The 12,273-nt window shown below is 67.3% G+C and carries 11 protein-coding genes; 7 read left to right on the forward strand and 4 right to left on the reverse strand.

Annotation, left to right across the window (positions count from 1 at the left end):
• The first annotated feature begins 161 nt into the window (after positions 1–161).
• The 4 genes from HMPREF0591_RS04145 (at position 162) to HMPREF0591_RS04160 (ending at position 5,284) form a co-directional block, all read left to right on the forward strand.
• Positions 162–1,211: a S1C family serine protease gene (locus HMPREF0591_RS04145; protein WP_007167166.1), complete on the forward strand. Its 1,050-nt coding sequence runs from the start codon at positions 162–164 to the stop codon at positions 1,209–1,211.
• Between the two features lie 121 nt (positions 1,212–1,332).
• The gene (gene treS / locus HMPREF0591_RS04150; protein ID WP_040621817.1) at positions 1,333–3,105 is read left to right on the forward strand and encodes a maltose alpha-D-glucosyltransferase; all 1,773 of its coding nucleotides are present in this window, start codon (positions 1,333–1,335) and stop codon (positions 3,103–3,105) included.
• A gap of 48 nt (positions 3,106–3,153) precedes the next feature.
• A complete protein-coding gene (locus tag HMPREF0591_RS04155) occupies positions 3,154–4,503 on the forward strand; it encodes a maltokinase N-terminal cap-like domain-containing protein (RefSeq protein WP_007167168.1) in 1,350 nt (449 codons plus the stop codon).
• 64 nt (positions 4,504–4,567) lie between these two features.
• Positions 4,568–5,284 carry a YoaK family protein gene (locus HMPREF0591_RS04160; RefSeq protein WP_007167169.1) on the forward strand — a complete coding sequence of 239 codons (717 nt, stop codon included), beginning with the start codon at positions 4,568–4,570 and terminating at the stop codon, positions 5,282–5,284.
• Positions 5,285–5,319: 35 nt separating this feature from the next.
• On the opposite strand, the gene ag85C is transcribed toward HMPREF0591_RS04160, so the two are convergent.
• The 4 genes from ag85C to HMPREF0591_RS04180 all read right to left on the reverse strand — a co-directional run bounded on the left by ag85C (position 5,320) and on the right by HMPREF0591_RS04180 (position 10,575).
• On the reverse strand, positions 5,320–6,378 hold the full coding sequence (gene ag85C / locus HMPREF0591_RS04165) for a diacylglycerol acyltransferase/mycolyltransferase Ag85C (protein ID WP_007167170.1): 1,059 nt from the start codon (positions 6,376–6,378) through the stop codon (positions 5,320–5,322).
• A 330-nt stretch (positions 6,379–6,708) separates the two neighbouring features.
• The gene (locus HMPREF0591_RS04170) at positions 6,709–7,206 is read right to left on the reverse strand and encodes a metallophosphoesterase family protein (protein ID WP_007167171.1); all 498 of its coding nucleotides are present in this window, start codon (positions 7,204–7,206) and stop codon (positions 6,709–6,711) included.
• Positions 7,207–7,228: 22 nt separating this feature from the next.
• Positions 7,229–10,147 carry an MMPL/RND family transporter gene (locus HMPREF0591_RS04175; RefSeq protein WP_007167172.1) on the reverse strand — a complete coding sequence of 973 codons (2,919 nt, stop codon included), beginning with the start codon at positions 10,145–10,147 and terminating at the stop codon, positions 7,229–7,231.
• Positions 10,144–10,575: an MmpS family transport accessory protein gene (locus HMPREF0591_RS04180; protein WP_007167173.1), complete on the reverse strand. Its 432-nt coding sequence runs from the start codon at positions 10,573–10,575 to the stop codon at positions 10,144–10,146. Before HMPREF0591_RS04180 ends, HMPREF0591_RS04175 begins: the two co-directional genes overlap by 4 nt.
• A gap of 236 nt (positions 10,576–10,811) precedes the next feature.
• On the opposite strand from HMPREF0591_RS04180, the gene HMPREF0591_RS04185 reads away from it, so the two are divergent.
• From HMPREF0591_RS04185 to HMPREF0591_RS04195, 3 genes are all read left to right on the forward strand, one after another.
• Entirely contained in the window at positions 10,812–11,129 is a 318-nt protein-coding gene (locus HMPREF0591_RS04185) for a metal-sensitive transcriptional regulator (protein ID WP_007167174.1), read from the forward strand.
• Between the two features lie 31 nt (positions 11,130–11,160).
• Positions 11,161–11,775 carry a mycothiol-dependent nitroreductase Rv2466c family protein gene (locus HMPREF0591_RS04190; RefSeq protein ID WP_007167175.1) on the forward strand — a complete coding sequence of 205 codons (615 nt, stop codon included), beginning with the start codon at positions 11,161–11,163 and terminating at the stop codon, positions 11,773–11,775.
• An 80-nt stretch (positions 11,776–11,855) separates the two neighbouring features.
• Positions 11,856–12,254, forward strand: coding sequence for a DUF302 domain-containing protein (locus HMPREF0591_RS04195; protein ID WP_007167176.1), 399 nt, complete (start codon positions 11,856–11,858; stop codon positions 12,252–12,254).
• The last annotated feature ends 19 nt before the right edge of the window (positions 12,255–12,273 follow it).

A 12,273-nucleotide genomic window follows, 5' to 3' on the forward strand; every position in this document is an offset into this window, starting at 1 on the left:
GCGCCCGTCATGGGGCCGACCGGATGCCGTCGTGGCTGATCAGAACCTCGCCACTGCCGCGAATAGCTACCTGCATTACGGTTATATACACAATATTGTGCCGCCCTGAACCGCACGGCGGGGACAGTTTGTGTTTGCCGCGACTCAGGAAGGGTGACGGGATGAGCAAATCGCACCACCGCTCGGTTTGGTGGTCATGGGTGGTCAGCGTGCTGGCGGTGGTCGGCGTGGGCCTCGGTCTGGGCATCGCGCCGGCGGCCGCCTCGCCGTTCACTCAGCCGCGGGCGCCGCTCGACCCGGCGGCGCTGGTCGGCCAGGTGGGGCCGCAGGTCGTCAACATCAACACCAAGTTCGGCTACAACAACGCGGTGGGCGCCGGGACGGGCATCGTCATCGACCCCAACGGCGTCGTGCTGACCAACAACCACGTGATCTCCGGCGCGACGGACATCAGCGCGTTCGACGTGGGCAACGGGCAGACCTACGCCGTCGACGTGGTCGGTTACGACCGCACCCAGGACGTCGCGGTGCTGCAGCTCCGCGGCGCGGCCGGGCTTCCGACCGCCGCGATCGGCGGCGGCGTCGCGGTCGGCGAGCCCGTCGTCGCGATGGGCAATGCGGGCGGTCAGGGTGGGACGCCCAGCGCGGTGTCCGGCAAGGTCATCGCCCTCAACCAGACCGTCTCGGCGACCGACACCCTGACGGGTGCGAACGAGTCGCTGGGCGGGCTGATCCAGGCCGACACCCCGATCAGGCCCGGTGACTCCGGCGGTCCGCTGGTCAACAACCAGGGCCAGGTGGTCGGCGTGAACACGGCCGCCACCGACAACTACAAGATGTCCGGCGGCGGGCAGGGCTTCGCCATCCCGATCGGCCGGGCGATGGGCGTGGCCGGCCAGATCCGGTCCGGCGCCGGCTCGAACACCGTGCACGTCGGCCCGACGGCGTTCCTCGGCCTGGGCGTCACCGACAGCGACGGCAACGGCGCGCGCGTCGAACGGGTGGTCACCAGCGGTCCCGCGGCGGCGGCCGGGATCTCCCCGGGTGACGTCATCACCGCCGTCGACAACGTCCCGATCAACGGGGCGACCTCGATGACGGACGTGCTCGTCCCCCATCACCCCGGTGACACCATCGCGGTGCACTACCGCTCCGCGGGGGGCGGCGACCGCACCGCCATCGTGGCGCTGGCGGAAGGGCCGCCGGCCTGACGCCCGCGTCGATGACCCCCTGCCGGTCGCCAATTCCGTTGGCGCCGGGCGTGTCTCGTCGCGCATCGGCGGGTGTGATTTCGAATGTCGCGGCTCGGGTACCCGTGGCATCGTGGATTTGATGAACGACGCACGAGACGCTGTCGAGCACCATCCCGCAGGGGGCAGTCACGTCCAGGACGGTGTGGTCGAGCACCCCGACTCCGACGACTTCGACAACGCCGCCGCGCTGCCCACCGATCCGACGTGGTTCAAGCACGCCGTGTTCTACGAGGTGCTGGTCCGGGCGTTCTTCGACGCCAATGCGGACGGGGCGGGTGACCTGCGCGGACTGCTGGGGCGCCTGGACTACCTGCAGTGGCTGGGCATCGACTGCATTTGGCTGCCGCCCTTCTACGATTCGCCGCTGCGCGACGGCGGGTACGACATCCGGGATTTCTACAAGGTGCTGCCGGAGTTCGGCACCGTCGAGGATTTCGTCGCGCTGCTCAACGCCGCGCACGAGCGGGGCATCCGGGTCATCACGGACCTGGTGATGAACCACACGTCGGATTCGCACCCCTGGTTCCAGGAGTCGCGGCACGACCCGGACGGCCCGTACGGCGACTTCTACGTGTGGAGCGACACCAGCGAGCGCTACACCGACGCGAGGATCATCTTCGTCGACACCGAGGAGTCCAACTGGACCTTCGACCCGGTGCGCAAACAGTTCTACTGGCACCGGTTCTTCTCCCACCAGCCGGACCTCAACTACGACAACCCGGCCGTGCAGGACGCCATGATCGACGTCATCCGCTTCTGGCTGGGCCTGGGGATCGACGGGTTCCGGCTGGACGCGGTGCCCTACCTGTTCGAGCGGGAGGGCACCAACTGCGAGAACCTGCCCGAGACGCATGCCTTCCTGAGGCGCGTGCGCAAGGTCGTCGACGACGAATTTCCCGGCCGGGTGCTGCTGGCCGAGGCCAACCAGTGGCCGGCCGACGTGGTGGAGTACTTCGGCGACCCCACCACGGGCGGCGACGAGTGCCACATGGCGTTCCACTTCCCGCTGATGCCGCGCATCTTCATGGCGGTCCGTCGCGAGTCGCGCATTCCGATCTCGGAGATCCTGGCGCAAACACCGGAGATCCCCGACATGGCGCAATGGGGCATCTTCCTGCGCAACCACGACGAGTTGACGCTCGAGATGGTCACCGACGAAGAACGCGACTACATGTACTCCGAGTACGCCAAGGACCCGCGGATGAAGGCGAACGTCGGGATCCGACGTCGCCTGGCGCCGTTGCTGGACAACGACCGCAACCAGATCGAGCTGTTCACCGCGCTGCTCCTGTCGCTGCCGGGGTCCCCGGTGCTGTACTACGGCGACGAGATCGGCATGGGCGACGTGATCTGGCTGGGGGACCGCGACGGTGTGCGCACCCCGATGCAATGGACCCCGGACCGCAACGCGGGGTTTTCCAAGGCCAACCCCGGCCGGCTCTACCTGCCGGCCAGCCAGGACTCCGTCTACGGGTATCAGGCGGTCAACGTGGAGGCCCAGCGCGACACCTCCACGTCGCTGCTGAACTTCACCCGCGTGATGCTGACCGTGCGGCGCCGGCACGAGGCGTTCGCCGTCGGCACGTTCGAGGAACTGGGCGGATCCAACCCGTCGGTGCTGGCGTTCGTGCGTCAGGCACCCGGTGGCGGCGACACGGTGTTGTGCGTCAACAACCTGTCGCGGTTCCCGCAGCCGATCGAACTGAATCTGCAGCACTGGAGCGGTTGCACGCCGGTGGAACTGACCGGGCACGTCGAATTCCCGCGGATCGGGCACCTGCCCTACCTGCTGACTTTGCCGGGGCACGGGTTCTACTGGTTCCAGCTGACCGCATGTGAGGAGGACTCATGATCGCGCCGGCGACGATGCGAAGCGAAGTGATGGGGAGGAGCGGCGCAGATGACTGATCCAGCCAAGTTGCCCTGGTCGGACTGGCTCCCCCAGCAGCGCTGGTACGCCGGACGCAACCGGGAGCTCACCACCGCCGAGGCCGCCGTCGTGGTCCCGCTGCGGGACGACCTCGACCTGGTCCTGGTCGACGCCCGGTACGCCGACGGCGCGTCCGAGCGCTACCAGATCATCGTGCGGTGGGACACCGCGCCGGTCTCCGAGTACAGCAACGTGGCCACCATCGGCGCCGCCGGTGACCGCACCGGCTTCGACGGCCTCTACGACACCGACGCGCCGCAGTTCCTGCTGTCCTTGATCGACGAGTCCGCCGTTCGCGCGGCGTCGGGCACCGAGGTGAGGTTCGTCCGGGAGCCCGACGTGGAGCTGCCGCTCGAGGCGCTGCCGCACGTCTCCGACGCCGAACAGAGCAACACCAGCGTGATCTTCGACCGGGCCGCGATCTTCAAGGCGTTCCGCCGGGTGAGCAGCGGTATCAACCCGGACATCGAACTCAACCGGGTGCTGGGTCGCGCCGGCAACCCGCACGTGGCCCGCCTGCTGGGCACCTACGAGATGGCCGCCCCGGACGGCACGGCCGACGCGGCCTGGCCGCTCGGCATGGTGACCGAGTTCGCGGCCAACGCCGCGGAGGGGTGGGCGATGGCCACCGCCAGCGTCCGCGACCTGTTCGCCGAGGGCGACTTGTACGCGCACGAAGTCGGCGGCGACTTCGCCGGTGAATCGTGCCGGCTGGGCGAGGCGGTGGCGTCCGTGCACGCCACCCTGGCCGAATCCCTCGGGACGGCACAGTCGTCCTTCCCGGTCGAGACCGTGCTGTCGCGGCTGGCGTCGACCGTGGCAAAGGTGCCCGAGCTGCAGGAGTACGCGGCGACCATCGAAGAGCGATTCCAGAAGCTGTCGGGCGAGTCGATCACGGTGCAGCGCGTGCACGGTGACCTGCACCTCGGTCAGGTGCTGCGGACCCCCGAGAGCTGGTTGCTGATCGACTTCGAGGGCGAACCGGGCCAGCCGGTCGACGAGCGGCGGGCGCCGGACTCACCGTTGCGCGACGTGGCCGGCGTGCTGCGGTCCTTCGAATACGCCGCGTACGGGCCGCTGGTGGATCAGGCGACCGACAAGCAGCTGGCCGCCCGCGCCCGGGAATGGGTCGAGCGCAACCGGACCGCGTTCTGCGAGGGCTACGCCGCCGCGTCGGGCATCGACCCGCGCGATTCGGCCGAGCTGCTGGCCGCCTACGAGCTCGACAAGGCGGTGTACGAGGCCGGGTACGAGGCGCGGCACCGGCCGAGCTGGCTGCCCATTCCGCTGCGTTCCATCGCCCGGCTCACCGCAGGATAGGCGCTTGGTAGGAATTCGCTATGCGTCCCCTGCGGGGGCGGCAAGCGTCTGACAGCATGTCAGCGTGGCGAGCGAAACCTTCAATAGCGAAGCGCGGTTGTCGTGGGTCCTGGCGGCGCTGGCCGGGGTGGTGGGCGCGATCTCCTTCACCCACTCCGCGGGCTACTTCGTGGTTTTCATCACCGGTAACGCCCAGCGCGCCGTGCTCGGGTATTTCACCGGGGAAGGGTGGCTGGCCGTGAGTGCCGGGCTGCTCATCGTGGCGTTCGTCGCCGGTGTGGTCGTGGCTTCACTGTGCCGCCGATTTTTCTGGGTGGACCATCCGCACGGCCCGACGGTGCTGACCACCTTCAGTTTGGCGGCCGCCACCGTGGTCGACGTCTTCGATGTGGGATGGACGCAGAATCTCGTTGATTTCGCGCCGATGATGCTGCTGGCGTTTGGCACCGGGGCGTTGAACACCTCTTTTGTCAAGAACGGCGAGGTTTCGGTGCCGTTGAGCTACGTGACCGGCACGACCGTCAAGATGGGTCAGGGCATCGAGCGCCACATCGCCGGTGGCGGAAACATCGGGGACTGGCTCGGTTACTTTCTGCTGTTGGCCAGCTTTATGGTGGGCGCGGCGGTGGGCGGCTTCATCAGCGTGGTCGTCAACGGGACCTGGATGCTGGTGATGGCCACGTCTGTATGCGCGGTGACGACCGGGTACACCTACTTCCACCAGGATCGGCGCGCCCTGTTGATGGAACGGTCCGAGAAAAAGCATCGGCAGCAGCGCTGACCGGTGCGCTGCTGCCGATGCTGGCTGGGCGGTTTTCAGGCGGCCGGCTGCGCCGGTGCCGCCGGTGCCGCCGGTGGTGCCGGTTGTGCCGGCTGGGCGGTGGTGTTGCTGGCCAGCAGCACCTGCTGGATGTCGGGCTTCATCGCGACCAGCTGCTGGTTCCAGTAGGGCCATGAGTGCGTGCCGTTCGCGGGGAAGTTGAACGTCCCGTTGCGCCCGCCCGCGGCCACGTAGCTGTTCTGGAACTGCTGGTTGGTGCGCAGGGTGAGGCCTTCCAGGAACTTGGCCGGCATGTTGTCGCCGCCGAGGTCGCTGGGCGTCCCGTTGCCGCAGTAGACCCAGATCCGGGTGTTGTTGGCGACCAGCCGCGGAATCTGGACCATCGGGTCGTTGCGCTTCCACGCCGGGTCGGTGGACGGGCCCCACATGCTGTTGGCGTTGTAGCCGCCCGAGTCGTTCATCGCCAGCCCGATCAGGGTCGGCCACCACCCCTCGGACGGGTTCAGGAAGCCCGACAGCGAGGCGGCGTAGGGGAACTGCTGCGGGTAGTACGCGGCCAGGATCAGCGCCGAGCCGCCGGACATCGACAGGCCCACCGCGGCGTTGCCGGTCGGCGAAACCTGCTTGTTGGCCTGCAGCCACAGCGGCATTTCCTGCGTCAGGAAGGTCTCCCACTTGTACGTGTAGTTCTGGCCGTTGCCCGACGAGGGTTGGTACCAGTTGCTGTAGAAGCTGGACTGGCCGCCGACCGGCATCACCACCGACAGACCGGATTGGTAGAACTCCTCGAAGGCCGGGGTGTTGATGTCCCAGCCGTTGTAGTCGTCCTGCGCGCGCAGGCCGTCGAGCAAGTACACCGCGTGGGGTCCGCCGCCCTCGAACTGAACCTTGATGTTGCGGCCCATCGACGGTGACGGCACCTCCAGGTATTCCACCGGAAGCCCCGGCTTCGAGAACGCGCCCGCGGTAGCCGAAACGCCGGCGGCGGTGACGAGACCGGACATCAGGGCAGCCCCCATAGCCGCGACCGCCAGTTGCCGCGGCATGGTTGCCGCGGCGCCACGCAACTTCCGCAACTCTTCGAAGAACTTCATAGCTCTCTACCCATCCCAACTTTTCACTGCCGATTGCGGCGGTCGAATCTGTTCGCTGGGCAGTCAAGCACGGGAGAAGCGCGCAAATCGCCTGTCACGGCCGGAGCTTCAGGTCGCGGTTGGCTAACGATTGGGCTTCGGCCCGGAATCGTCACTGCCCGATCACGATTGGGCATCGAAACCGCGCCGCTCTTCGGGCCGAGGAACGGCGGCGGTCGCGCTAGGCGACGAGGCGACGCAATAGTGTTGAGGCAGTAGCGATTCCGAGCGCGGCGGCGACGGACACGACGACGTCGAACGGTTGAAGGGGGCGGCCGATGGACGTGCCCGCTACCGCGGCAGGCGATGCAGGGCCACGTGGGTCAGGGCCCCGTCGTCGACCCGGGCGACCATGTAGGTGCAGTGCGGTTGGCGGCGGCGATCGGTCGGGGAGCCCGGATTGAGCAGGCGTAACCCGGTGTCGCTGGTGGTGTCCCAGGGGATGTGGCTGTGCCCGAAGACGAGCACCTGGGTGTCCGGATACAGCCGCGACATCCTTGCCTCGCGGCCCGTCGCCGCGCCGGTCTCGTGCACCACCGTGAAACGGACCCCGGCCAGGGTGGCGTCCGCCCGTTCGGGCAGCCGCGCCCGCAATGCGGGGCCGTCGTTGTTCCCCCAGCAGGCCAGCAACCGGGCCGACCTGCTTTCGAGTTGATCGAGCAGTTCGGGCGCCACCCAGTCGCCGGCGTGCACGACGACGTCCGCCGCCTCCACCTCATCCCAAACCCGGGCGGGCAGGTCGCGGGCGCGTTTCGGGACGTGGGTGTCGGAGATCAGCAGCAGTCGCACAGCCCCATCTTGCCCGCGGTTTTCACCCCGACGTCGAGGCCATGGCTTTTTCGGGCTTGGTGGCGGGCGCGTCGCCGGGCTCGCCCAACAAGAGCGAACGAACGAGGCTCCGCGGACCGAACGGCCGCAGCATCTCGCTGGCGGGGCGCGGGCGCACCCGTATCGGCCACCAGAACCACCGCCCCAGCAGCGCGGCGATCGACGGCGTCATCAGCGAGCGCACGATCAGCGTGTCGAACAGCAGGCCGAGCCCAATCGTGCTGCCGGCCTGGCCGATCGAGCGCAGGTCGCTGGCGACCATCGACATCATGGTGAAGGCGAAGACCAGGCCGGCGGTGGTGACGACGCCCCCGGTCTCGCCCATGGACCGGATGATGCCGGTCTTCAGGCCGGCGCCGATCTCCTCCTGGAACCGCGACACGAGCAGCAGGTTGTAGTCCGAGCCGACGGCCAGCAGGATGATCAACCCGAACACCGGTGCGATCCAGTTCAGGTCCAGCCCCAAGAGGTGTTGCCACACCAGAACCGAGAGCCCGAAGGCGGCGCCCAGCGACAGCAGCACCGTGCCGACGATCACCAGGGAGGCGACCAGCGCGCGGGTGATGATCACCATCACGACGAAGATCAGCGTCAGCGCCGCGAGCCCCACGATCAGCAGGTCGTAGTGCGATCCCGACTGGATGTCGCGATAGATGGCCGCCGTGCCCGCCAGGTAGAACTTGGCGCCGGTCAGCGTCGTCCCCTTGACCGCCTGGTGCGCGGCGGCCAGTTCCGGCACGACGGCGGAAATGCCAGCCGGGGTGGCCGGGTCGGCGTCATGGGTGATGATGAAGCGCGCGGCCTTGCCGTCCGGCGAAAGGAAGAGCTTGAGCCCGCGCTGAAAGTCGGGATTCTGGAAGGCTTCCGGCGGCAGATAGAAGTAGTCACCGCTGCGGGAGGCGTCGAACGCCTGCCCCATCGCGCTGGCCGTATCGGTCATCTGCGCCATCTGGGTCACCAGGTTGGAGAAGCTGCTGTGCATCGTGAGCAGCGTTCCCTGCATGGATTTGGCGACGGCGATCATCGGCGGGAACTGCGCGAGCATCTGCGGAATGATCGCGTCGACGTTGTTGACGTCCTTGATCAGCGTGCTCATGTTCTCGCTGAACTTGTCGACACCGTCGATCGCCTCGAACACCGACCTCGTCGCCCAGCAGACGGGGATGTTGTAGCAGTGCTGTTCCCAGTAGAGGTAGTTCCGGAGCGGCCGGGCGAAGTCGTCGAAATCCGCCAGGTGGTCGCGCATCTCGTCCAGCGTGGCCTGCATCTCGTGCATATCGCCGACCATGCGGTGGGTGGCGTCGCTCATCTGCCCGAGCAGCCCCTGCATCCGCTGCATCGAGACGATCATGGCGCCGAGGTCGTCACTCATCTTGAGCATGTCGTTCGTGCGGTCCCGCATGAACTGAAGGTTCTGCTGGATCGGGATCGATTGCGCACTGATCTGGAACGGGATGGAGGTGTGCTCGATCGGGCCGCCCAGCGGCCGGGTGATGCTCTGCACCATCGCGATCCCCGGCGAACGGAAGATGTCCTTGGCGAGCCTGTCCAGGATGATCATGTCGCCGCTGTTCCGCATGTCGTGATCGCTCTCGATCATGAGGATGTCGGGATTCATGGTGGCGGCGCTGAAGTGGCGCTCCGCGGCCGCGTATCCGATGTTCGATGGCACGTTGGCGGGTGTGTAGTACCGGTCGTTGTAGCTGACCTTCATGCTCGGCATGATCAGGATGCCGACGATCGCGATGACCAGCGAGGCCGCGAAGACGGGACCGGGCCACCGCACCGTGGCGGTGCCGATCCGCCGCCATCCGCGCGTCTTGATCATCCTTCTCGGGTCGAGCAGGCCGAACCGGGTGGCCACCGCGACGACGGCGGGCGCCGCGGTCATCGCTCCGGCGACGACGACCAGCAGGCCCAGGGCGGACGGGATGCCGAGTGCCTTGAAGTACGACAGGCGCGCCAGGTGAAGGCAGAACGTGGCCCCGGCGATGGTCAACCCCGAGCCCAAAATGATGTGCGAGGTCCCGCGGAACATCGTGTAATACGCGGTTTCTCGGTCCTGTCCGGCCTGGCGCGCCTCCTGGTAGCGCCCGATCAGGAAGATCGCGTAGTCCGTCCCCGCCGCGATCGCCAACGAGGACAGCATCGCGACGACGAACGTCGAGAACCCCAACAGTTCGTAATTCCCCAGGAGCGCGACAAGCCCTCGGGCAGTGCCCATCTCGAAGCCGACCATGACGAGGACCAGCAGCACCGTGCTGACGGATCGATAGGCGATGAACAGCATGATCATGATGACCACGCCCGTGACGCCCATCATCTTGAACATGCTCTTGTCGGCGGCTTCGTTCATGTCCGTGGTCAGCGGGGCGGGGCCGGTGACGTAGACCTTGAGGCCCTTGGGGGGCTCCGACTTGTCGACGATCTTGCGCACCGCGTCGACGGATTCGTTGCCCAGGGTGCTGCCCTGGTTGCCGGCCAGGTTGAGCTGCACGTAGGCAGCCTTGCCGTCCTTACTCTGGACGCCGGCGGCGGTTAGTGGGTCGCCCCAGACGTTCTGGACGTGCTGCACGTGCTTGGGGTCGGCCTGCAGCTTTTTCACCAGGCCGTCGTAGTAGCGGTGCGCCTCGTCGCCGAGTTGTTTGTCGCTCTCCAGGACGATCATCGCGATGCTGTCCGAGTCCGACTCGTGGAACGTCGCGCCCATGCGCTTGGCGGCGATCATCGCCGGCGCGTCTTGCGGCGACATCGTCACCGCGTGGTTGCGCGCGACCGACTCGATCGGTGGCACAAGGACATTCAGGGCGACGGTCAGCAGTAGCCAGCCGATGATGATGGGCCACGCGAAGGTGCGGACGAACCGCATGAACCTCGGCCGGGCGTCGTTGTCGGCGTTCATCCGGCTTTCACCAGACAGGAGGTTTGCGCGTTGCGCCCGGCCGAGGACCGCTCGTCCTTGACTTCGCCGTTCACGCTGATGCGGCAGCCGATGTCATCGCTGTCGCCTTGTGCCACCACGCTGGCGATCACGGCGGGCACGGTGGTGGTGATCGTGAAGGTCCATGGCAGCGTGCTGAAGTCGGCCTGTTCGGGCTGTGCGTTCTTGTTCAGGTAGCTCACGCTCCCGGTCGTGCCGCTGGGTCCGTAGACCTCGTAGGTGACGCGCTTGATGTGCGAGGCAACGAGCGGTTCGGCGCTGCTGCCGGTCGCGGTGAAGATCGGGTCGGAGCCGAAAACGCCACGCAGCCGGTCGATGGCGATACCGCCGAGGGCGACGGCGGCCACGACGACCAGTGGCACCCAAGCCCGTTTGAGAAACGTGGACACTGACGTTTCCTTTCCCTCGTGACCTGGTGTTACTGGTACGGAGTCTCAGCCCCGCGCCGCGCGGCCAATAGGGCCATTTGGCCCGCACCTGAGGGTCGGCAAGCACACATCACCCGTCATCGCGTGAATGCCTACCCGCAAGTAATGGCTTCAACCCCGAAACAAGGCCTACCATACCCCCAGGGGTATTGCCAACATCGCCCCTCATACCCCGCCGGGTATGGTATTAAGGAATTATGGCAAACGAAGTTACCGGTGGTCGGCCGCTTGCGGCCGACGTCACCGGACACGACCCGGGCGACATGGACGCGGTCCTCGCCCGGCTGCGCCGGGCCCACGGTCAGCTCGGTGGGGTTATCGCGATGATCGAGCAGGGGCGCAGCTGTAAAGACGTCATCACGCAGTTGGCCGCGGTGTCACGCGCGCTGGATCGCGCTGGTTTCAAGATCATCGCGTCCGGGCTGCGCGAGTGCATACGGCCGGAGGACGCGTCCGCCCAAAGGCCGGCCGTCTCGATCGAGGAACTGGAAAGGCTGTTCCTGAGCCTGGCTTAATCGTTCGGCGACCACGGAAGGGGAATGAGCAATGCCGCCCGATCAAACTGATCGAACCGCAGCCAAGGTCACACTCTGGCTGGATCCGGTGTGCCCGTTCTCGTGGAACACCGCGCGGTGGCTACGCGCCGTGGCCGAGAAGGCCGGGTTCGATGTCGACTGGCAGCTGATGAGCCTCGCCGTGCTCAACGAGGGGCGGGAACTCCCGCCCCCGCAGCAAGCTCGCATGCGCGACTCGCAACGAGCCGGCCGGCTGATGGCCGCCATCGCTCAGCAAAACGGCGCCGACGGGTGGGCGGACGCGTACTTCGCCTTCGCGGAGCGGTACTTCGACCGCTCCGAGCCCCTCGACGACAATCTCGTTGCTCACGTCCTGAGCGCGGCGGGCGCGGCCGACACCGCGGCGGCGGCCGGATCGGACGCCTCTTTGGACGAGGCGGTCCGGGCGGCGCACCGGGCGGGGCAGGATGCGCTCGGCGAAACCGGCGGCAGCCCGATCCTGCGCATCGACGGGCGCGCGTTTTTCGGGCCGGTCCTCACCGCGCCGCCGGATGCGGAGGCCTCGCTCGCGCTGTTCGACGCGGTCGCGACGTTGGCCGCGGTTCCCCAGTTCTCCCAGCTGCAGCGCCCCCGCGCCGCGGCGTAGCGGGAGACGTGCCCGCGCCGAAGCGAATTGCATTCGTGCGGGGCGAAATTTCGGGTAGATCGAGACAGAGGAGGAAACAAATGACATCAGGATTGAACGCCACGCTGCACACCTCGTTCGACGACGCGGTGGAGCGGACCACCAAGGCGCTGGCCGAGCAGGGCTTCGGGGTGCTGACCACGATCGACGTCAAAGCCACCCTCAAGCAGAAGCTCGGGGAGGAGATGGAGGACTATGTCATCCTCGGCGCCTGCAACCCGACCCTGGCCCATCGCGCGCTGGGCATTCACCGCCAGATCGGCCAGTTGCTGCCGTGCAACGTCGTGGTGCGGACCGATCCCGCCGAAAGCGATGCCGTCCTCGTCGAGGCGATGGACCCGCAACTCATGGTCAAGGTGACCGGCGAGCAGGGGGCCTTGCAGGACGTCGCGGACCAGGCCACCGCCAAGCTGCAAGCCGCGATCGGCGCGCTCGGCTAACCCACGCACTGACCACTGG

It is taken from the genome of Mycobacterium parascrofulaceum ATCC BAA-614 (genome assembly GCF_000164135.1).
Taxonomy (GTDB): Bacteria; Actinomycetota; Actinomycetes; order Mycobacteriales; family Mycobacteriaceae; genus Mycobacterium; species Mycobacterium parascrofulaceum.

Bases quoted from the DNA above. Each gene is read 5' to 3' on its own strand.
- HMPREF0591_RS04145 (WP_007167166.1), top strand. From the start codon at position 162: ATGAGCAAATCGCACCACCGCTCGGTTTGGTGGTCATGGGTGGTCAGC.
- HMPREF0591_RS04175 (WP_007167172.1), bottom strand. From the start codon at position 10,147: ATGAACGCCGACAACGACGCCCGGCCGAGGTTCATGCGGTTCGTCCGC.
- HMPREF0591_RS04190 (WP_007167175.1), top strand. From the start codon at position 11,161: ATGCCGCCCGATCAAACTGATCGAACCGCAGCCAAGGTCACACTCTGG.
- HMPREF0591_RS04195 (WP_007167176.1), top strand. From the start codon at position 11,856: ATGACATCAGGATTGAACGCCACGCTGCACACCTCGTTCGACGACGCG.
- HMPREF0591_RS04185 (WP_007167174.1), top strand. From the start codon at position 10,812: ATGGCAAACGAAGTTACCGGTGGTCGGCCGCTTGCGGCCGACGTCACC.
- ag85C (WP_007167170.1), bottom strand. From the start codon at position 6,378: ATGAAGTTCTTCGAAGAGTTGCGGAAGTTGCGTGGCGCCGCGGCAACC.
- treS (WP_040621817.1), top strand. From the start codon at position 1,333: ATGAACGACGCACGAGACGCTGTCGAGCACCATCCCGCAGGGGGCAGT.
- HMPREF0591_RS04155 (WP_007167168.1), top strand. From the start codon at position 3,154: ATGACTGATCCAGCCAAGTTGCCCTGGTCGGACTGGCTCCCCCAGCAG.